The sequence below is a fragment of the Saccharothrix sp. genome (genome assembly GCF_031180885.1).
GTDB lineage: Bacteria > Actinomycetota > Actinomycetes > Mycobacteriales > Pseudonocardiaceae > Actinosynnema.
The window spans coordinates 1-20,067 of record NZ_JAPSLK010000062.1 but is presented as its reverse complement, the minus strand read 5'-3'; the positions used below and the strand labels follow the sequence as shown (position 1 = coordinate 20,067).

Below are 20,067 nucleotides of genomic sequence, written 5' to 3'. Positions count from 1 at the left end.
GGCCAGTTCAGTTCAGTGTCAGCGCGTAGACCTCCACGCGGGGATCGGCGGGCAGGGTCAGCGAGCGCACGGACTTGGCCGGGTCGAGGGCCGCGGCCAGGCCGAACAGGCGTACCGGAGGACCGTCCACGCCCTTACCGGCCTTGATGCGGTGGGGCATGTCCAGGACGACGGTTCCGCCCGAACCCGCCCAGTCCCCCACAGTGATCGGCAGCTCGGCAGTGGTGCCATCGGTGTACCGGACGGCGACGGCCGTGGTGACGGGACCGTTGTGCGATGCCGCCACGAGGTTGAGCGTCCCGTACTGGCCGGTGGGCAGCAGTACCGCTTGGCCGCGCGCCTCGACGAAGTTGGCCGCCGTCCCGGTCGGGTCCGGCGCCAGGTAGGTCACCCCGTTCCAGGTCACCGGGCCGGTGGGCAGCAGGGCCGCGTCGTAGCTCCAGCCCTGGCCGTCGAAGTCGCCCGAGGCGGGGGCCTCGACGGTGGCCGTGCCGTCGTGGTTCAGCTCCCGCGTCAGGTCGACCGCGCACGGGTCACCCACGCAGGTCGCCGCCGGCCGCACCTCGACGGTCCCGGTCCGGGTCACCGTGTTCGGTCCGCGCACGACGACCTCGACCGGGTACGTGCCGACCGGCGTCCCGGCGGGCACGGTCACCGTCAACGGCACCGTCCGTTGCACGGGCAGCCGGCCCGAGACCAGGACCATCGGCTGGACGCGGGACACCTGCCAGCCCGCCGGAGCCGCGGCCTCGACCGACACCACCACCGCGCCCGGCGACTGCGCCAGGACGTCCAGCGGGAACGTCACCGTCTGCGCGGTGTCCGAGGACGGCAGGACCGCCGCGTTGCCCCGCAGCGACGCATCCACGTGCCGGCGGTCGTCGGGGCGAGCCCGGTTGACGGACGGAGGCTCCGCGCCCCGCCCCGTGCCCCAGGACGACGGCTCAGTACTCAAGCGGTGGGCCAGGGTGCCGCCGCGTGCCACGTCGTCCCAGTCCAGCCACGTGCGCCGGACGTCCCGGCCGTTCAACGACACGCTCCGCACGTACCGGTTGGCGTCGGAGGCACCCGGCGCGGTGATCTTCAACGAACGCCCGTGTCCGGTGTGGACGGTCGCGGCCGGGAACTGGGGGCTGGACAGCGCCAGGAAGTCGCCGCCGCTCATCGTCGGGTACAGGCCCAACGACGAGAACACGTACCAGGCGGACATCGTGCCCAGGTCGTCGTTGCCGGTCATGCCGTCCGGGCCGGTGGTGAACAACGTCATCGCCGCCCGCACCACCGTCGCGGTCTTCGCGGGCGTGCCCGTGGACAGGTAGAAGTACGGGGCGAGCAGGTCGGGTTCGTTGTTGGGGTTGTAGGTGGGCTTGCCGTAGTAGTCGTAGGGCTGGGTGATCCAGTCCTCGCGGACCGTGCGCGCCGGGTCGGCCAGCAGCTTTTCGTAGGCGAAGAACGCGTCCAGCCGGCGTTCAGTGGCCGCCCGGCCGCCCATCAGCTCGACCAGGCCGTTGGGGTCCTGCGGGACCAGCCACTGGTACTGGAACGCGCCACCCTCGTGGAACTGGTGCGCCGCGTCGACCGGGTTGTACGGCGACAGCCACGTCCCGTCCACCGTGCGGGGGCGGAAGTGCTCGCCGTCCCACAGGTTGCGGAACCACTGGCCGCGCCGCTCGAACATCCGGGCGTCGGCGTCGTGGCCGAGTCCGCGCGCCATGACCGCCAGCGCCGCGTCCGCCGCCGCGTACTCCATCGTCGCCGACGCCGGGTGGACGCAGTCATTGTCGCCGCCCTTGTGCCGGCAATCGGTGCCGAGCTTGAGGCCGGACGGGATGTAGCCGCGTTGCGCGTAGTACTCCACGCCGGACCGGCCGTTGTACGGCGAGTCGGCCGGCGGGACGGTGGTGGCGTTGCGCTTGAGCAGGTCGTAGGCCTCCTGCTCGTGGCCGTCGAGCAGGCCCCGGGACCATGCCTCGACCAGGAACGGGGTCACCGGGTCACCGGTCATGATGTTGGTCTCGCTGTTGGCCAGCGCCCAGCGCGGCAGCCAGCCGCCGTCACGTCCGGCCGCCACGACCGACAGGGCCACATCCCGCGCCACTTGGGGTTCGAGGAGTTCGAGGAGTTGGTTCTGCGGCCGGTAGGTGTCCCACAGCGACAGGTTCTGGTAGGGCGTGAACCGTTGTGCCACATGGGTCTTGCCGTCGAACCCGGCGTAACGGCCGTCCACGTCCCCGGCGAGGTTCGGGTGCAGCAGCGAGTGGTAGAGAGCGGTATAGAACGCCACACGGCGCTCGGGGGTGCCGCCGTCGATCTTGATCTGGTTCAGGCGATCCACCCATGAACGGTGAGCCTGGGCGCGGACGGCGTCGAAGTCGTAGGAGTCGCCGGTCTCGGCCGCGAGGTTGCGGCGCGCGCCCTCGACGCCCGTGTAGGACAGGCCGACCTTGAGCACGACGTCCGGGTCTCGAACCGCGTCGAAGGTGACCCACGCGCCGTTGCCGCCGGGGCCGGACGCGTCCGGCACGCCGGGTGACTTCGTGGTGCCGCGCCAGGTGCCGAAGCTCGTGAACGGCCGGTCGAAGCTCGCGGTGAAGTAGACCGTGTGCTCGTCGTGACCGGCGCAGAACCGGCCGGCGCGGACGCGGCCCTCCAGCGTGCGGTCACCCACGACGTGGATCTCCGAGTCGAGCACCTGCTGGTTGGCGCGGCCGGTGTTGAACAGGACGTTCGCCTGGCCGGCGGGGAAGGTGTAGCGCTGCCAGCCGGTGCGCGGCGTGGCGGTCAGCTCGGCGTCGACGCCGTAGCGCTGGAGGCCGACGCGGTAGTAGCCCGGGGTCGCCTCCTCGTCCTCGTGGGAGAACTTCGAGCGGTAGCCCGCGATGTCAACGTTGTCCACCGCGCCGGTCGTCGGCATGACCGGCAGTTCGCCCGCGACACCGCAGCCGACCCCGGACAGGTGGGTCTGGCTGAAGCCGAGGATCGAGTCCTGGAGGTAGTCGTAGCCGCCCTGGCCGCCGGTGTCCGGGCTGACCTGGACCATGCCGAAGGGCGTGCTCGCGCCGGGGAACGTGTTGCCGAAGTTCTGCGTGCCGATGAACGGGTTGACCAGGGTCGTCGGGTCGGTCGTGGGCTCGCCGCGCGCCGGTTGGGCGGGCAGCAGCAGGGCCAGGGCCAGCCCAGAAAGAACGGGCACGGCGGTCGTGCCGCGTCGGAGGAGTCGCATCGGCAGGGGCCTCCTTGGGTGACAACGTTGTCAGACAACAGCGCTCCCCTCGACCTTGGCCCATGCGCGGCACCGCGTCCAGTGGCGGAGTCAGTGTCATTTCCCTATAGTGCTAGGAAGCTAGATAAATGGAGGTGACCCCGTGATCCAGTTCCACCTGGACGCCAGGTCCGGCCTGTCGCCCTACCAGCAGCTGGTCCAGCAGGTGCGGCACGCGCTGCGGCTCGGGCTGATCCGGGAGGGCGACCAGCTGCCCAAGGTCAAGGACGTCGTCGCGGACCTCGCGATCAACCCCAACACCGTGCTCAAGGCCTACCGGGAGCTGGAGCACACCGGACTGGTCGCGGCGCGGCCGGGCGTCGGGACGTTCGTGACCGCGTCCGCGCCCGGCGTGCCGCTCGCGACCCTGGCCCCGCTGCGCCAGGACCTGCGGCGCTGGCTGGCCAAGGCCCGTCGGGCCGGGTTGGACGACGAGAGCATCGAGGCGCTGTTCGCCGCCACGTTTCGCACCGAAGCCGGAGAGGACATAGCGTGACCGCTTTGCGGGCCCAGGGCCTGGGCAAGAAGTACAAGCGCACGTGGGCGTTGACCCGCTGCTCGCTGGAGATCCCCGCCGGGCACGTGACCGGCCTCGTCGGTCCCAACGGCGCGGGCAAGTCGACGTTGCTCAACCTGGCGTCGGGCATGCTCGAACCGACCACCGGCACCATCGAGGTGTGCGGCGGGGTGCCCGGCAGCGGGCCGGCGCAGCTGGCCAAGGTCGGCTACGTCGCCCAGAACACCCCGGTCTACCCCGGGCTGACCGTCGAGGAGCACCTGCGGCTGGGCGCGCGCCTCAACCCCGGCTGGGACGACGGCTTGGCGCGCAAGCGGATCGAGCGGATCGGGCTCGACCCGGGGAAGGCCGCGGGCAAGCTGTCCGGCGGGCAGCGCGCCCAGTTGGCGCTGACGCTGGGCATCGCCAAGCGGCCGGAACTGCTGCTGCTCGACGAACCGGTCGCGGCGCTGGACCCGTTGGCGCGCCGGGAGTTCCTCAAGGACCTCATGGAGTCCGTCGCCGAGCACGGGCTGTCCGTGGTGATGTCCTCGCACCTGGTGGCGGACCTGGAACGGGTGTGCGACCACCTGGTCGTCCTGGTCGAGTCGCAGGTCCGGCTGGTCGGCGACGTGGAGGACCTGCTCGCCTGTCACCACCGGCTGACCGGACCGCGCCGCGACCTCGCGACCATGCCGTCCGACCAGCACGTGGTGTCCGCCGAGCACACCGACCGCCAGACCACGGTCGTCGTGCGCACCGACGGGCCGATCCTCGACCCGGCGTGGTCGGTGGGCGGGCTGAGCCTGGAGGACCTGGTCCTGGAGTACATGAGCAACCCGGCCGAGAGCCGGCCCGCGCTGGAGGTCCTGCGATGACGTGGTTGGCGTGGCGGCAGTTCCGGGTGCCGGCGCTGTCGGTGTGGGCGGGGTTGGCGGCCGTCGCGGTGGTCCTCGCGATCACCGGCCCGCGCCTGGTCGGCCGCACGAACTACTCGGACGTGGACGTGCTCTTCACGGGCACGCTGCTCGCGGTGTACGCGCTGCCGGTCGTGATCGGTGTCTTCTGGGGCGCGCCGATGGTGACCCGGGAGTTGGAGACCGGCACGCACAACCTGGTGTGGAACCAGAGCATCACCCGGACCCGGTGGCTGGCGACGAAGTTCGGCGTCGGCGTGCCGGTGGCGGTGGCGTCGGCCGGGGTGTTGAGCTTCGCGGTGACCTGGTGGGCCGCGCCGATCGACGCGTTCGCGGAGAAGGAGGACGACCAGCTCGCCCGGATCATGCCCGAGGTGTTCGCCGGGCGCGGGGTGGCTCCGGTCGGGTACGCCGTGTTCGCGCTGGTGCTCGGGGTGGCGGTCGGGATGGTGGTGCGCCGCACCGTCACCGCGATGGCGTTGACGCTCGTGCTGTTCGCCGCCGTGCAGGTGGCGGTCCCGTTCCTGGTGCGCCCGCACCTGCTGCCCGCCACGGACGAGTCGGTCGCCATCACGGCGTCGAACATCCGGCAGATCAACGGCAACGAGTCCGGTGTGCTGGAGTCGGTGAAGGTGGCCGCGCCCAGTGACGCGTGGGTGTTGACCAACGAGACCGTGGACTCGTCGGGCACCCCCGTGCACCCGCTGCCCGAGGTGGTCCACAAGTGCCTGCCCAAACCGGGTTCGGGTGACGCGTTCCCGGAGCGCGGGACCATCGGGAAGTGCATGGCCCAGTTGACCGAACTGGGCTACCGCCAGCACCTGGTGTACCTGCCGGGCAGCAAGTTCTGGCCGCTCCAGTGGGTGGAGCTGGGCCTGTTCCTGGTGTTGTCGGCGCTGCTGGGCTGGTTCTGCTTCCGCCGGCTGCGCCATCTGTCCTGACCGCGCGAACGAGAGGAAACCCATGCGCGGCACCATCGTCGCCACCGCGGTCGCCCTGGCCGTGGCCGTGGCACCCGCCATCGCCCAGGCCGAACCCGGAGGCACCGAGCCCATGGCGTTACCCGCCCCGACCGGCCCGCTGTCCGTGGGCAGCAAAACCTTGCACCTCAAGGACTCCACGCGCGCCGACCCGTGGGTGCCCACGGAACGCCGTGAACTCATGGTGTCCCTGTTCTACCCGGCGCTGCCCACCGGCGGCCCGCGCACGCGGTACATGACGGCCGAAGAGTCCTCGGCGATGCTCACCGAAGGCGGCCTGACCGACCTGCCGCCCGACTTCCTCGCCCGGACCAAGACCCACTCGGCGGCCGACGCCCGCCCGTTCCCCCGCCCGCGGGGCCGTCCCCTGGTGGTCCTCTCCCCCGGCTACACCAAGCCCCGCGCCACGCTCTCCGCGCTGGCCGAGGACCTGGTCAGCCACGGGTACGTGGTCGCCGTCGTGGGCCACACCTACGAGAACTACGGCACGAGCTTCCCGGACGGCCGTTTCGCCGGCTGCGCGTCCTGCGAGGTCGACCACCTGCCGGAGTTCTGGGTGAAGCTCGCCCAGGGCCGCGCCGCCGACGTTTCCTTCGTGCTGGACGAACTCCTCAAGCGACCCGGCCTGGTGGACCCGGACCGGATCGCCATGGGCGGGCACTCGGCCGGTGGCGGCAGCGCGCTGACCGCCATGCTCGCCGACCCGCGCATCAAGGCCGGCTTCGACATCGACGGCCGCGTCCACACGCCGTTGAAGGACGACACCTTCACCCGCCCGTTCCTGTTCCTCGGCAGGTACCCGCCGAACGTCCCGGTCCCGGCGTGCTCCGGCCCGTGGGAGCCCGACTTCGCCAAGATGGCCGGCTGGAAGCGGTGGCTGTCCGTGACCGGCGCCCAGCACGCGTCGTTCACCGACTTGGGCCTGTTCGCCGACCACCTGGGCGTGGACGTCGGCGCCACCCTCACCGGCACGCGCACCCAGGCCATCACGCGGGCGTACGTGGGGTCGTTCCTGGACATCCACCTGCGCCACCGCCACCGGCCGCTGCTGGACCAGGCCTCTCCCCGCTATCCGGAAGTCACTTTTTGCGGCTAGGGCCGGAAGTCCCTATTTGCGGATAAGCGGTCGTGAACAGGCGTTCGACACCGCGGCGGCGGCTGTTCGGGCGCCTGTCACCTCATCGCGTGACCCGCGGGCCCAACCGTATGAATCGGACGCCGCGAGTGGTACTCCGGTGGGGCCGTCCACGTGGCACGGAAGGATTCCCCCGCAAGGAAAGGACATCGGCATGAAGAAACGCGTGTACGAGGCGCCGGTCCTGATCGACTGCGGCGCGTTCAAGACCGCGACCGGCTTCCTCGGTCGCCGTGGCCGCGACCACATCGTGCTGAGCAAGCACTGACCGTCACGTCCACACGGACATGACAGAACCCCCGGAAACCGAAGGCCGCGGTGCGGTGGGCTTCGCAGTCTTCCCCGACTGCGACGGGGCCGTCACCGCGGCCCGATCTGTGGGTGGGCCACGGACCTGGGCACATCCGTCGGGGCGGCCGTGGCTGACGTCCGACCTGCCCCCGGACGCGGTGACCGTGGCCGAGGCAGGCGACACCCGGTTGGCCGTGATCGGGTGCTGTCCGGTGCAAGAACTCCGCCGGCACGCCGAACGCGTGCACGACCTCGACGACGTCGACCGGGTGGCGCGACGCCTGCCCGGCAGCTTCCACCTCGTGGCGTCGGTCGGCGGACGGGTGCTGGTGCGGGGCACCGCGTCCGGTCTGCGGCTGGTGTTCCACACCCGGGTCGGAGGCGTCACCGTAGCCGCCGACCGCGCGGACGTCCTGGCCCGCCTCGCGGGAGCGTGCGTGGACGAGCGCCAACTCGCCGTGCGCCTGCTGTTCCCGGTGCCGCACCCGCTGGCCGACGTCCCGTTGTGGCGCGGTGTGCGCCAACTCGACCCCGCCCACCACCTGGTGCTCGAACGGGACGGCAGCACCCGCAGCGGCCGGTGGTGGTACCCGCCGGAACCGGAACTGTCCCTGGCCGCCGCCGCGGAGCCCGCGCGTCGCGCGCTGGTCGACGCGGTCGAGGCGCGCACCGCGGCGGGCGGTGTGGTCAGCTGCGACCTGTCCGGCGGTCTGGACTCCACCTCGATCTGCTTCCTCGCCGCACGTGGCGGGGCCTCCGTCATCGCCTTCACCTGGCCCACCCTGGACGAGGCCGACGACGACCTCCGGTGGGCTCGACGGGCGGCGGCGCACCTGCCCGGCCTGCGGCACGACGTGCTGCCCGCCGACCGGTCACCCCTGGTGTACGCGGGTCTGCGGGAGGCCGACGACGTGGTGGACGAGCCCACCATCGGCGTGGTCGACCGCGCCCGTGTGCTGGCCCGGCTGCCCGAACTCGCGCGCAGCGGCGCACGACTGCACCTCACCGGCATCGGCGGCGACCACGTCGCCTGGGGCTCCGACGCCTACTACCACACCCTCATGCGCACCAGGCCGTTCCTGGCGCTGCACCGGCTGCGCGGCTACCGCTCGCTGTTCCGCTGGACGCGCCAGTCGACCGTCCGCGCACTGCTCGACCACCGTTCGTATGGTGCCTGGTTGGCCGACAGCGCCGACGAGTTGCGCGCCCCCGTCCCGGATTCGGCGACGACCGGGCTGGGCTGGGGGATGCCGCCCAGGGCGTTCCCGTGGGTGACCGACGAGGCGGTCGACCTGGCCCGCGAGGCCCTGCTGGCCGCCGCGCCGTCCGCCCGACCGCTCGGGCCGACCCGTGGTCTGCACTCCGACCTGGAGCAGATCCGGGCCACCAACCGCATCGTCCGGCAGTGGGAGCAGATCACCGCGCGCCAGGGGCTGCCGATCAGCTCGCCGTTCATGGACGACCGGGTCATCGAGGCGTTCCTGGCCGTGCGGCCCGAGGAACGGATCACGCCGTTCGACTACAAGCCCGTCCTCAAGGCGGCCATGCGCGGTGTGGTTCCCGACGAGTGCCTGGAACGCAGCACCAAGGCCGAGGCGACCCTGGACGCCGCGCAGGGCCTGCGCGAGCACCGCGGCGACCTGCTCGCGCTGTGGGAGGACTCGCGGCTGGCCGAACTCGGGCTCGTCGACAAGCGGCGGCTGGCCGATCTGGCCGTCCGACCGTCCACACCGGACCTGCGGGAGGCCACGTTCTACGCCGCCGTCGGCTGCGAGGTCTGGCTGCGGGCGCTGCGCCGACCCGCCGTCCTGTGAGCGTTGCTGTGAAAGGAGAGCGGCATGTCCCTCCACCTGCGAACCGGGGTCACCACGGCGGACACCGAGTACGGCGTGGTGCTGCTCGACGAGGACACCGGGCACTACTGGCAGCTCAACCCGACCGGCGCGGTCGTGGTGCGGATGCTGATGGACGGCCGCGGCGCCGAGGACGCGGTCAAGGCGCTGACCGAGGAGTTCGACGTCGACGAGGCGCGGGCCGCCGGGGACGTCGCCGCGCTGGTCGAGAGCCTGCGGTCGGCCGGGCTGGTGACACCGTGACGACACCGGGAGCCGTGGTCAGGTCTCCCGACCGGGTTCCCCTACCCCGGCGGGTGGCGGCGCTCGTGGCCGTCGCGGTGGCGCAGCTCCTCGCCCGCCTGGCACCGACAGGCATTCGGAAGGTCCTGGCGTTCCTGCGCCGGGGCGCCGCTCCCGCCACCTACGCCCAGGCACGGCGAGCGCGGGCGGCGGTGGTGGCGGTCAGCCTGACCTGCGCCGGGCCGGAGGGGTGCCTGCCCCGGTCGCTGGCCACCGCCCTGCTGTGCCGGATGACCGGCCGCTGGCCGGTGTGGTGCACGGGGGCGCGCCGCAGCCCGCCGTTCGGGGCGCACGCGTGGGTGGAGGCCGAGGGCCGCATGGTCGACGAGCCCGCACCCGACGGCTACTTCGTCCGCCTCGTCGCCGTGGAACCGGTCAAGTCCAAGTCGGGGCCATGACCACACGGGTCGCCCGGGTCCGGGACCTCCTGGCCTTGGTCCGCGGTCACCGACGGGCCGTGACCGGCGCTGTCCTGCTGACGCTGACCGGGGCCGCGTTCAGCCTCGCCCAGCCGCTGCTGGCCCGGGAAGCGGTCGCGCAAGCCGGGAGCGGCGCGACCCCGTGGCGGGTCGCCGCCGCCCTGGCCGCCCTGTTCGTCGCGCAGGCGCTCGTCGGCGCGTTCGGGCGGTACCTGCTGGAGCGCACCGGCGAGGGCATCGTGCTCGGGCTGCGCCGGACCTTGGTCGGCCACCTGCTGCGGCTGCCCATGCACGTCCACGACGAGCGCCGGACCGGCGACCTGGTGTCCCGGACCGGCGCCGACACGACCGTGCTGCGCGACGTCGTGGCCCAGTCCTTCGTGGACCTCGCCACCGGCCTGGTCACCACGGCCGGGATCGTGGTGCTCATGATCTGGCTGGACCCGGTGCTGTTCGCCCTGGTCTTCGGCACGGTCGCGGTCGCCGGGCTGGTCGTGGTCGGGGCGGTGCGCGGCATCCGGGCGTCCAGCGAACGGGCGCAAGCCGGCGTCGGCGCGATGCTCGCCGACCTCGACCGCGCGCTGGGCGCCATCCGGACCGTGCGGGCGAGCCGTGCCGAGCGGCGGGAAGCCGAGCGGATCGGCGCGCAGGCCGAAGCCGCCTACCGGTCCGGTGTGCGCACCGCCAAGCTGGCCAGTGTCGCCGACCCGGCGGTTGAGCTGGCCGCCAACGGCACCCTGCTGCTGGTCCTGCTGGTCGGCGGCGTCCGCGTGGCCCAGGACCCGGCCACTCTCGGTGACCTCGTGGCGTTCCTGCTGTACGCGTCCTACCTCGCCGTGCCGCTGGCCTCGACGTTCCACGCCATCACCACCATCCAACGCGGGATGGGGGCACTCCAACGCGTCTGGGACGTCCTCGCCCTACCGCTGGAGGACGACCGCCCAGGCGCCACCCCGCCACCGCCGGCGCCCGGAAGCCCCGTCCTGGAGTTCCGCCACGTCCGGTTCCGCTACCGGGACCGCCTGGTGCTCGACGACGTGTCCTTCACCGTGCCCCCCAACTCGCTGGTCGCGCTCGTGGGCAAGTCCGGCGCGGGCAAGTCCACCGCGTTCGCCCTGACCGAACGCTTCTACGACCCCGAGAGCGGTTCGATCCACCTGGAGGGCCACGACGTGGCGCGGCTGGGCCGGTCGCAGTGCCGCTCCCGCCTGGCCCTGGTCGAGCAGAACGCCCCGATCCTGCACGGCACCCTGCGCGACAACATCACCTACGCGGCCCCCGACGCCACCCCAGCCGACATCGACCGGGTCGTGCACACCACCAACCTGACCGATCTCCTCGACCGCCTACCCGCCGGCCTGGACACCGAGGTGGGCGACCGGGGCTGCCGCCTGTCCGGCGGCGAACGCCAACGCGTCGTCCTCGCCCGCGCCCTCCTCACCCGCCCGGCACTGCTGCTGCTGGACGAACCGACGTCCCACCTGGACGCGGTCAACGAAGCCGCCGTGACCGAGGCGATCGGCCGGATCAAGACCGAATGCGCCCTCCTCGTGATCGCCCACCGCCTGTCGACCGTGCGCGACGCCGACCTGGTCGTCGTGCTCGCCGAGGGCCGAGTGGTCGCGCACGGCACGCCCGCCGAACTCCTGCACACCAGCCCGACCTACCGAGACCTCACCGGCACTCCGCTCACCGGCATGCGCCACTAGTGGTCGCGACCGTTGGTTGGTCGGGGGTTGTTGCCAAGCACTCGACTGCGCTTGCGGCCTCTACCTCAACGACGCCACCGCCTGCTTCACCGGCCACCTCCCCGACGGCACCACCAAGCCGCTGTTCCGGCTGCGCCACGGTGAATCCGCAACCACCCGGGGCTTCGCCATCTACGGCGCCGGCCACGACGACTACGAGGACTCCGTCCTGCCCAGCGGTGACCACGCAGGCACTCCGCAGGAAGTCACTCCCCGCCTCCTCCCCCGCCTCCCCCGCCTCCCCCGCCTCCGCCACCGTCACCTCCGCCGCCTCCGCCATCGCCGCCGGCACCCCCGAAGTCCCCGCCCCAGTACCCTCCGTCGCCGCCGCCATACCCGTGGCCGCCCGTCCGGGTGCGGGGCCGCGGCTCGGGAAGGTCGAGAGCCTCCCTGATCTTGGCGTGGGTCGTGCCGAGGAAGTCGGCGACCCAGCGGACATTCCGGTCGTGCCGTTCGTAGAGCACACGCACCACGACCTGGCTCCTCAACCGCGCGGCGACGCGAAGGCGCTCCCGCTTCGTGGCGGGCTCCCGGGCGGCACGGGCTTCGGCATAGGCATCATCGAGCAGGGCGAGGAAGTCGGCTCCGTGCTCTTCGCGGTAGGCCGCGTAGAAGCGTTGCGCTTCCGCTCGCACCGCCTCTTCGACAAAACGCCGCCGGTCGGGATCATCCTTGTACTCCCACCGCCTGCGTTCCCGCTCCTCGGCCGCGAACCGCCGGCGGCGACCGGGCCACCACGGCAGCCGGGGCAGCACCAGGGGGTGCGCGGCCACCCACTCCGCGTCCGCCCGCGTCCGGGCGGCGTCCTCCACATCCCAGCGCTGCCAGGTCAGCTCGGACACCCGCGCCTCGGCCTTCGCCACCGCGGCTGCTTCACGGGCGGAGACCCTTTCCCGGCGCTGCATCACTTCGCGATCGGCCTTGTACAACACGCGGAGTCGCTCGTCGGTTTCCCGGGCCAGTTCCCGGGCGAACTCCTCGCCGGGGATCACCGGGATTCCGTCGTCGCTGAACAAGTACTCGCCGACCATGCCACCATCTTGACCGGAGATCGTCCAGCACGCTATCGCCCGAGCACACCACGGCGGCGGTCGTCAGGGAGCGGACGCGCAGAACTTCACCTCCAGCACAGACCCGGCCAATGAGGGTCGAACACGAGTACGCCCGCGGTGGAACTAACGGTCGCGACCACTGGTCCGTCAACGCGGCCTCACGCTGCACGCCTACACGGCCCGCAGACCGAGCGCCGGTGCCGGGCTGCGCTCCGCCGGGGTGGAGCGCAGCCCGGCCGCGTCCCTAGGCGCGCAGGCGGTAGGCGTGGTGGACGGTTTGGTCGACGGTGTTGCCGTCGGTGTCGGTGGCGACGACTCGCAGGGAGACGAAGTCACCTGGTTTGCCGCCGCGCGGGACGAAGGATCGGATCGGGACCCAGGTGGTGCCGTCGTCGAAGGACGCGTAGGCCTTCAGGTCTTTGATCGTGGCCTTTCCGGCGCCGGCCTGGCGTGTGACGGTGAAGCGGGCCGGCAGTGGCACGTTGGCCTTGGCGCTGTTGCAGATGTCCAGCGGGATTGTGTAGTCGACCTCCAGGAGTGGGAGTGGGCCGTCGGTGGTGCCGGTGCTGGTGAAGCCCCAGGTGGTGCTGACCCGGGAGGACAGCGTTGTTTGGGGTGCGTGGCGCTCTGCCGTGACGGACAGTTCGTAGCGGGCCCGGTCGGTGGGGACGGTCCAGTCGGCCTGCCAAGGGTTGCCGTGGATGCCCAGCGAGGTGCCGTCGCGTTTGAGTTCCAGGGTGCCGGACGCGCGGCGGCGCCACGATTCGACTGCCGTGCTGGTGGCGAACGGGGAGACCTTGGCTTCGATGGTGTTGCCGGATCGGGTCACGCCGCCTCCGCCGGCCCAGGGCACGAGTTGGGTTCCGCGGAGGCGCGGTGCCACCACGGCGGCGTTCCACTGGGTGCGGTACCGGTGGCCTGGGCGGTAGGTGACGGCTTCGTAGTCCGACCAGTTGCCGGCTTCCCGGTCGCGGACGTCGGTGCCGAACATGCGGCCGATCGAGTGTTCGCGGTACCAGCCGATGCCGTTGCCCGCGCTGTAGTACTCGGTGCGGGTGACGGGGGCGACGACCACTTCGTCGAGCAGGACGCCGGAGTTGTAGATCGAGCCGTTGCCGGTCGGGTAGACGCGGTGGCCGACCATGCCGTCGGCACCGGTGGAACGGTACTGGGCCTTGACTTCCGCCAGGTCTGCCTTGCGCACCTGGTAGGTCTTGCCGGCGGGGAGTTGGCCGTGTTCGGGGTGGAACAGGTGGTAGCTGACGGGTGCGGTGTCGATGGCCTTGATCGTCACCTCGCGGCCGATGTGGGCGACGAGGTCTCCCGCCTCGTGGTCGGACGCGTTGAGCACGGGTAGTGCTGTTTGGTGCTGGAAGGGAAATCCGCTGGGGCCGAGGACCAGGACGGCAGCGGCTCCGGCGTCCTTGAAGCGTTGGGCGAGGGTGTATTCGTCTTCGCCGGTCGCGTCGACCACGACGAGGGCGCCGGTGACGTCGCCGTCCGGGCGGGCGGTGCGCAGGCGGTGGGTGCCCGGGGTGAAGTAGCCGCTGCCGCCGAAGTAGCGCAATGGCAACAGGTGTTCTGTCAGAGACACACGGGGTTGGGCGGCTTTGAGGAGGGTGAGGTAGTCGAGTTGAGGGAGCGGGTCGCCGAAGGTCAGTCCGTGAACGGGCGTGGTGCCTTGGACCGGGCCGCTGACGCTGGTGATGTTGTCGGGTGCCAGCGGTAGGCGGAGTTCGGCCATGCGGTGCAGGGGTTGGACGGTCGGGTCGTCGAGGGCGACCGTGATCGGCTTGCCCTGGCGGGCGTCGAGGGTCAGGGTGACGTCCTGGGTGGTGGAGATCCGGCCGGCGACCTCCGTGACCGAAACGGGTGTGTACCAGCTCGCCAGCGGGGAGAACTCGTGGATGCGGCCCAGGATCGCGTAGTCGGACACGGGCAGGCTGGCGGACCCGCCGCCCTCCGCGTCGAAGCTGACCACGGTGCCCTGCCCGGTTTTGAGGTCTACGGCGACCACGTATCCGGTGAGCGGGGGTTTGCCGTCGCGGCTGATCGCCTTGACGCTGAGCGTGTGGCGTTCCTCCTGGACGTACGCGCCGACGGCGGTGGTGATGTTGATGCCGTCGGCCGTTGCCTTGACTGTGCCGTAGAAGGAGCCGTTGCCCTTGCGCGGGTCCAGGTGGACTGTGGCGGCAGCACTGCCGTGCGCGGGAATGTCCACTGTGGACGGGATGGTGAAGTTGCCGCCCAGGTCGTGGGTCAGGGTGAGGGTGACGGGCTGGTCGCTGTCGTTGCGGTAGGTGATGGTCTTCTCGAAGGTCTTGGTGTGGGGCCATGGCAGGAGACCGAAGGACAGGCTGCCCACGTCGGCGCGGACCTGCTGGGAGATGGCGCGGCTCACGTCGAGCAGGCCGGTGCCGACGTTGGCGGAGGCGTCGGCGACGGGTTTGGCCGAGGCCATGAGCTGGGTCTTCAGCTCGCGTGCGGTCCAGGTCGGGTTGCGTTGGGCCAGGATGGCCGCTGCGCCGGCGACGTGGGGTGAGGCCATCGACGTGCCGGTGAGGCGGGCGTGCAGGTCGTCGACCGCTTCGTCGGGCAGTGTGTCCTTGGCGCGTGCGGCGACGATGTCCGTGCCGGGTGCGGCGATGTCGGGTTTGACGGCGTGGTCGCCGAAGCGGGGGCCGCGTGAGGACCACTCGTTCAGGACGCCCTGCTTGGTGAGGTTGGCGACCGCCAGCGCCTCGTCGGCGGCGGCCGGGCCGGAGACCTTGCGGCGGGTGCCGAGGTTGCCGGCGGCGACGACGAACAGGGCGCCGGTCTCGGCGGTGAGCCGGTTGACGGCTTGGGACAGCGGGTCCGTGCCGTCGCTCTGGTCACCGCCCAGGCTCAGGTTGACGACCTGCGCGCCGACGTCGCGAGCGGCCCACTCCATGCCCGCGATGATCGCGCTCTCCGGGCACCCCGTGTCCCGACCGCACACGCGGCCCACGGCGAGCTTCGCGCCCCTGGCGACACCCCGGTGGCGGTCGCCGCGGCCGGCGATGGTGGCGGCGACGTGCGTGCCGTGGCCGTTGTCGTCCTGGATGCCCTCGCCGGTGAAGTCCCGCGCCACCGCGACCGCGTCGGCCAGCTCGGGGTGCTGCTGGTCGTAGCCGGTGTCGAGGACGGCGACCGTGACGCCCGCGCCGTCGTACCCGGCCTGCCAGGCGGCCGGCGCGCCCACCATGGGCACGCTCTCGTCCAGCGCGAGCTTGGCCTTGCCGTCCAGCCAGACCTTCTCGGTGGAGAGGGTGTTGGTGCCCCGTTGCGCCCACCACCGCGCGGCCTCGGCCTTCGGCACCGCATTGGCCGCCCGCAGGGCGTTGCCACCGGCCAGCAGGGGGATGCGGTCGGTGCGGGCGTCGTCGTAGCCGAAGTCGAGCAGGGCGGTCACGTCGAAGAACCGGCGGTCGAGACGGTCCTGTTCGACGTCGTCGAGGGCGTCGGCCGGGATGACGTACTGGTGCTCGTCCCGGACGTACTGGACGAACTGCGTCCCGGGCCGGCCCTCGACGCCGACGGGGTTGCCCCGGCCGTCCACCGAGACCCGGTCGCCGGTGATCAGGGTGATGGTCCGGACGCCGGTGTCCGGTCGGGTCTGCGGGTCCGCCTGCGCGGTCACCGGGCTCGACAGCCCGACGACCAGCGCGGCGGCGACTAGCAAGCGTGCTCTGCGCACGGATCCTCCCCAGAAAGGTCACTGCACTGGTGATTACGCCGCTCGGGTGGTCGTGGTTGCCTCGTGCCCGGGGCGGGCTGCGGCGTTTGACCGTGCGGGTGCCGTACGAACGGGCCTTACTGCGCCGTGCGCGTGAACGGAAAGCTCAATGCGGGTTGATCCCCATCGGGCTCGCAGGAAGGCGTTCACGAGATGCGGAGACGGGCTTTTCGGCGGGCCGTAGTGCTCGCTGCCACGTGGGTGTTGGCGGTCGGGGTGGTCGTGGAGGGTGGGGCGTCGGCCTCGCCCGCCGTGGTCGAGCCGGACGTCGGGCAGAGTGGTTCGGCTGTGCAGGGTGACACGGCTGAGCACTTGGATCTCGACAACCGGCCCGGGGCGGCGCAGCCCAGTGAGCGGCAGCGGGTGCTGGCGGGTGAGGTGGGTGGCACGGTCCGGTGGAACAAGTACGGTGCGCCGGCGACGCTGGTGCCCCGGCCCGAGGCGCGCTTGAGGGTGGCGGGTGACCCGGTCGCGGTGGCTCTCGGGTACCTCAGTGCCAACCTGGAGGTGTTCGGGCTCGCGCAGGACGCCGTGGACTCGATGGAAGTCCTGGTCAACCGGCCGATGGGGCAGGGCGCCTACGTGCTGCTGCGGCAGCGGTTCGGCGATGTGCCGTCTGTGCTGGACGGGTTGGCCGCGTTCGGGGTCCGTGACGGGGCGGTGGTGTACCTCAGCTCCACGTTGAGCCCGGTGCGGGCCGCGCCCGAGCCTGCGACGTTGTCGGCCGAGCAGGCGGTGGCGGCGCTGGGGTTGGGGCCCGCCGTGCGGGTGCGGCTGGGTGCGGTGCCCATGCCGGAAGGGCCGGCGCGGACCGCGTACCAGGTGGTGCACGTGGGTGCGGAGAGCGGTTCCACCAGCTACGTCGACGCCCGGACCGGTGAGCTGCTGGTCCGCGAGGACCTGGTGGACCACCACGCCGACAACGCCGAGTGGGACGTCTTCCCGGCCAACCCGCCCGCCGACTACTCCTCGCACGACAACCGGGTGCGGTGGTGTGCCGACCTGGTCAGCGGGTGCGAGCGGTCGGTGCGCACGGCCGATCGCGGGTTGCCGTGGGACGTCGACCCGGTGGCCGGCACCGCCAGCACGACCTCGTCGGGCAACTCCGGTCGGAGCACGGAGAAGTGGGACGACCTCGCCGGCGGCACGGTGGGCACCCGGACCTCCGCGCCCAGCACCGACCGGCACTACACCTACCCGTGGACGAACCAGTGGCACGAGGAGCGCTGCGACCCGGCGGTCTTCGCCTCCGCCCGGCAGAACGACATCGACGCCGCGCTGGCCAACCTGTTCGCCATGCACAACCGGATGCACGACTGGTCCTACCACCTCGGTTTCACCGAGGAGACCTGGAACATGCAGGCCGACAACGGCGACCGGGGCGGCCTGGGCGGTGACGCCGAGCGCGGCAACGCGCAGGCGGGCGGACGGCTGGGCGGCGCGCCGCCGAACTTCCCGTCCCGCAACAACGCCAACCAGATCACCCCGCCCGACGGCGTCCCGCCGACCACCAACATGTACCTGTGGCAGCCCACGCCCGGCGGCTTCTACGCGCCCTGCGTGGACGGCGACTACGACATGTCCGTGATCGGCCACGAGTACGCCCACGCCATCAGCGGCCGGCTCGTCGCGGGACCGGACTCCGGGTGGTCGGGCGCGCAGGCGGGCGCGATGAACGAGTCGCACTCGGACCTGTTCGCGATGGAGTACCTGTTCGAGTACGGCTTCCGCCCGCGCGGCGACACCCCGTACGTGACCGGCGGGTACGTCACCGGTGACGCGAAGGCGGGCATCCGGAACTACGACATGAGCCGCAGCCCGCTCAACTACAGCAACATCGCCTACGACCTGGTCGGCCGGCAGGTGCACGCGGACGGCGAGATCTGGAGCGCGACCAGCTTCGACCTGCGCAAGGCGATGATCGCCAAGTACGGCCTGGGCACCCCGGCCACGCAGCGGGCGTGCGCGGACGGACAGCTGCCGGTGGAGCAGTGCCCGGGCAACCGGCGGTGGGTGCAGCAGGCGTTCGACGCGTTGCTGCTCACCGCGAACGGCGCGGTCAGCTACGTGGACATGCGCGACGCCACCCTGGCCGCCAACGAGATCCGGTTCGGCGGCGCGGACGTGGCCGAGCTGTGGACCGAGTTCGCCCGGCACGGGCTCGGGCGCGACGCGGCCAGCGCGGGCCCGGACGACGCCGACCCGACGCCGAGCTTCGCCTCGCCGCACGGCCGCAACGCCACGCTCCGGCTGGCCGCCGTCCCGGGCGCGCGGCTCTACGTCGGCGAGTACGAGGCGCGGACCCGTCCGGTCGCGGACACCGACCCGGCGACCCCGCTGCCCGACGCGGTGGAGGTCGTGCCCGGCACCTACGACCTCGTGGTGGTCGCGGACGGGTACGGGACCACGCGGCTGCGGCGGACCGTGCACGGCGACACGACCGTCCACGCGCTGCCCTCGCGCAACCTCGCGTCCCGGGCCCTCGGCGCGACCGCGACCGGCGACGGGGTGAACGCCGACAAGCTCATCGACGAGACCGAGGCCACGAACTGGGCCTCGGTCGGCGCACCCGTGGCGGGCAAGGGCGTGGTCGTCGACCTCGCCGGCAACCACCCGCAGCTGGTGCAGCGGGTGCAGGTGAGCGCCCTGTTGCGCCCGGCGGTCGAGGGTGACCCGGACGCGGGCGGGCAGAACCGGTTCACCGCCGTGCGGCAGTTCGAGGTGTTGGCGTGCAACACCGCCCGGGGCTCCGCGTGCACGGACCCGGCGGACTTCCGGGTGGCCTACACCAGCCCGACCAACGCGTTCCCGGCGGACGTGCCCCGGCCGACCGCGCCGGACCTGAAGCTGCGGTCGTTCCGGATCCCGCCGACCGTGGCGACCCACCTGATGGTCCGGGTGCTGACCAACCAGTGCACGGGCGCGCCCGAGTACGCCGGGTCGCAGCACGACGACCCGCGCTCCACCAGTGACTGCACCACCGGCAACCCGGCGGTCGCGCAGACCGTCCGCATCGCGGAGTTCCAAGCGTTCCACTTCTGACCCTCCTCCTCGTGGGCGGCTGCCCGGAGGAGGGCAGCCGTCATCGCAACAGCGGGGGCCCGCCTGCTTCAGCGGCAGGCCCGTCGTACCGACGCGTGTTCCGGGGCCGGGCTGTCATCGCGGCCCCAGGCCTGTTGTGCCGTCGAGGAGTTCGCGCGCCACGTCGAGGTGGCCGGCGTGGCGCGCGGTCTCCTCGATCATGTGCAGCACGACGTCCCGGAACTCGGCGATCTGGTCGGCGAACGGCGTGGGGTGGCGGCCCACCGGGACCGCGGTCAGCGGTGTGGCGGCCAGGACGGCGTCGGAGAGCGCGCACTGCTCGCGGTAGAACGCGAACACCTCCTCGACCGACCGGGACGTGGTCATCGGCAGGTCGCCGCCTTCGGGCAGCGGCTCGGCTCGCCCGGTGACGATCTCCTGGAACCAGTGCCGCTCGGCGTGCCCCAGGTGCTCCACCATGCCCAGCGGGGTCCACCCCGACGGCAACACGGCGGTGCGCAACGCGGCTTCGTCGAGCCCTTCCAGGATCGCCTGCACGCTCGTGCGCTGCGCCGCCAGGAACGCGGCGAGCGCCTCCTTCTCCCCCATCACAGCCCCCCTTCGATCTTGGACCTCACGGTACCCAGGGGGTACGACAAATCCCGGGCTCGGCGAGCGGAGCAGCGGCGAGCGGGCAGGCGGCGGGCGGGCTGGCAGCGGGCGGGCTGGCAGCGCGCAGGCAGGCAGCGCGCAGGCAGGCAGCGCGCAGGCAGGCAGCGCGCAGGCAGGCAGCGCGCAGGCAGGCAGCGCGCAGGCAGGCAGCGCGCAGGCAGGCAGCGCGCAGGCAGGCAGCG

15 protein-coding genes are annotated in these 20,067 nt (G+C 72.1%); 10 read left to right on the top strand and 5 right to left on the bottom strand.

Going from position 1 to position 20,067, the window contains the following annotated elements; translation table 11 throughout:
- Positions 1–7: 7 nt before the first annotated feature.
- A complete protein-coding gene (locus RIN75_RS37650; RefSeq protein WP_309116880.1) occupies positions 8–3,223 on the bottom strand; it encodes a GH92 family glycosyl hydrolase in 3,216 nt (1,071 codons plus the stop codon).
- A 142-nt stretch (positions 3,224–3,365) separates the two neighbouring features.
- On the opposite strand from RIN75_RS37650, the gene RIN75_RS37645 reads away from it, so the two are divergent.
- The 9 genes from RIN75_RS37645 (at position 3,366) to RIN75_RS37605 (ending at position 11,344) form a co-directional block, all read left to right on the top strand.
- Entirely contained in the window at positions 3,366–3,758 is a 393-nt protein-coding gene (locus RIN75_RS37645; protein WP_309116879.1) for a GntR family transcriptional regulator, read from the top strand.
- Entirely contained in the window at positions 3,755–4,636 is an 882-nt protein-coding gene (locus RIN75_RS37640) for an ABC transporter ATP-binding protein (RefSeq protein ID WP_309116878.1), read from the top strand. The genes RIN75_RS37645 and RIN75_RS37640 overlap by 4 nt, the downstream gene beginning before the upstream one ends.
- Positions 4,633–5,616, top strand: a complete 984-nt coding sequence (locus RIN75_RS37635) for an ABC transporter permease subunit (protein WP_309116877.1) — start codon at positions 4,633–4,635, stop codon at positions 5,614–5,616. Before RIN75_RS37640 ends, RIN75_RS37635 begins: the two co-directional genes overlap by 4 nt.
- Before the next feature lie 22 nt (positions 5,617–5,638).
- Complete coding sequence (locus tag RIN75_RS37630) at positions 5,639–6,751, top strand: alpha/beta hydrolase (protein WP_309116876.1); 1,113 nt, start codon at positions 5,639–5,641, stop codon at positions 6,749–6,751.
- A gap of 193 nt (positions 6,752–6,944) precedes the next feature.
- Positions 6,945–7,058: a keywimysin-related RiPP gene (locus tag RIN75_RS37625; RefSeq protein ID WP_309116875.1), complete on the top strand. Its 114-nt coding sequence runs from the start codon at positions 6,945–6,947 to the stop codon at positions 7,056–7,058.
- A 55-nt stretch (positions 7,059–7,113) separates the two neighbouring features.
- Positions 7,114–8,895, top strand: a complete 1,782-nt coding sequence (locus tag RIN75_RS37620; protein WP_309116874.1) for a lasso peptide isopeptide bond-forming cyclase — start codon at positions 7,114–7,116, stop codon at positions 8,893–8,895.
- Between the two features lie 24 nt (positions 8,896–8,919).
- Positions 8,920–9,177: a lasso peptide biosynthesis PqqD family chaperone gene (locus tag RIN75_RS37615; RefSeq protein WP_309116873.1), complete on the top strand. Its 258-nt coding sequence runs from the start codon at positions 8,920–8,922 to the stop codon at positions 9,175–9,177.
- Positions 9,174–9,614 carry a lasso peptide biosynthesis B2 protein gene (locus RIN75_RS37610; protein ID WP_309116872.1) on the top strand — a complete coding sequence of 147 codons (441 nt, stop codon included), beginning with the start codon at positions 9,174–9,176 and terminating at the stop codon, positions 9,612–9,614. The genes RIN75_RS37615 and RIN75_RS37610 overlap by 4 nt, the downstream gene beginning before the upstream one ends.
- The gene (locus tag RIN75_RS37605) at positions 9,611–11,344 is read left to right on the top strand and encodes an ABC transporter ATP-binding protein (RefSeq protein ID WP_309116871.1); all 1,734 of its coding nucleotides are present in this window, start codon (positions 9,611–9,613) and stop codon (positions 11,342–11,344) included. The genes RIN75_RS37610 and RIN75_RS37605 overlap by 4 nt, the downstream gene beginning before the upstream one ends.
- Positions 11,345–11,589: 245 nt before the next feature.
- Here the strand turns inward: RIN75_RS37605 and RIN75_RS37600 are convergent, their stop codons facing one another.
- Together RIN75_RS37600 and RIN75_RS37595 are read right to left on the bottom strand one after the other, a co-directional pair.
- Complete coding sequence (locus RIN75_RS37600; protein ID WP_309116870.1) at positions 11,590–12,414, bottom strand: hypothetical protein; 825 nt, start codon at positions 12,412–12,414, stop codon at positions 11,590–11,592.
- 265 nt (positions 12,415–12,679) lie between these two features.
- The gene (locus RIN75_RS37595) at positions 12,680–16,153 is read right to left on the bottom strand and encodes a S8 family serine peptidase (protein ID WP_309116869.1); all 3,474 of its coding nucleotides are present in this window, start codon (positions 16,151–16,153) and stop codon (positions 12,680–12,682) included.
- A 192-nt stretch (positions 16,154–16,345) separates the two neighbouring features.
- On the opposite strand from RIN75_RS37595, the gene RIN75_RS37590 reads away from it, so the two are divergent.
- On the top strand, positions 16,346–19,234 hold the full coding sequence (locus tag RIN75_RS37590) for a M36 family metallopeptidase (protein ID WP_309116868.1): 2,889 nt from the start codon (positions 16,346–16,348) through the stop codon (positions 19,232–19,234).
- A gap of 114 nt (positions 19,235–19,348) precedes the next feature.
- Here the strand turns inward: RIN75_RS37590 and RIN75_RS37585 are convergent, their stop codons facing one another.
- Positions 19,349–19,822: a DinB family protein gene (locus RIN75_RS37585; RefSeq protein ID WP_309116867.1), complete on the bottom strand. Its 474-nt coding sequence runs from the start codon at positions 19,820–19,822 to the stop codon at positions 19,349–19,351.
- 25 nt (positions 19,823–19,847) lie between these two features.
- Positions 19,848–20,067: hypothetical protein (locus tag RIN75_RS37580; protein ID WP_309116866.1), on the bottom strand; the 220-nt coding region annotated here is incomplete at its 5' end.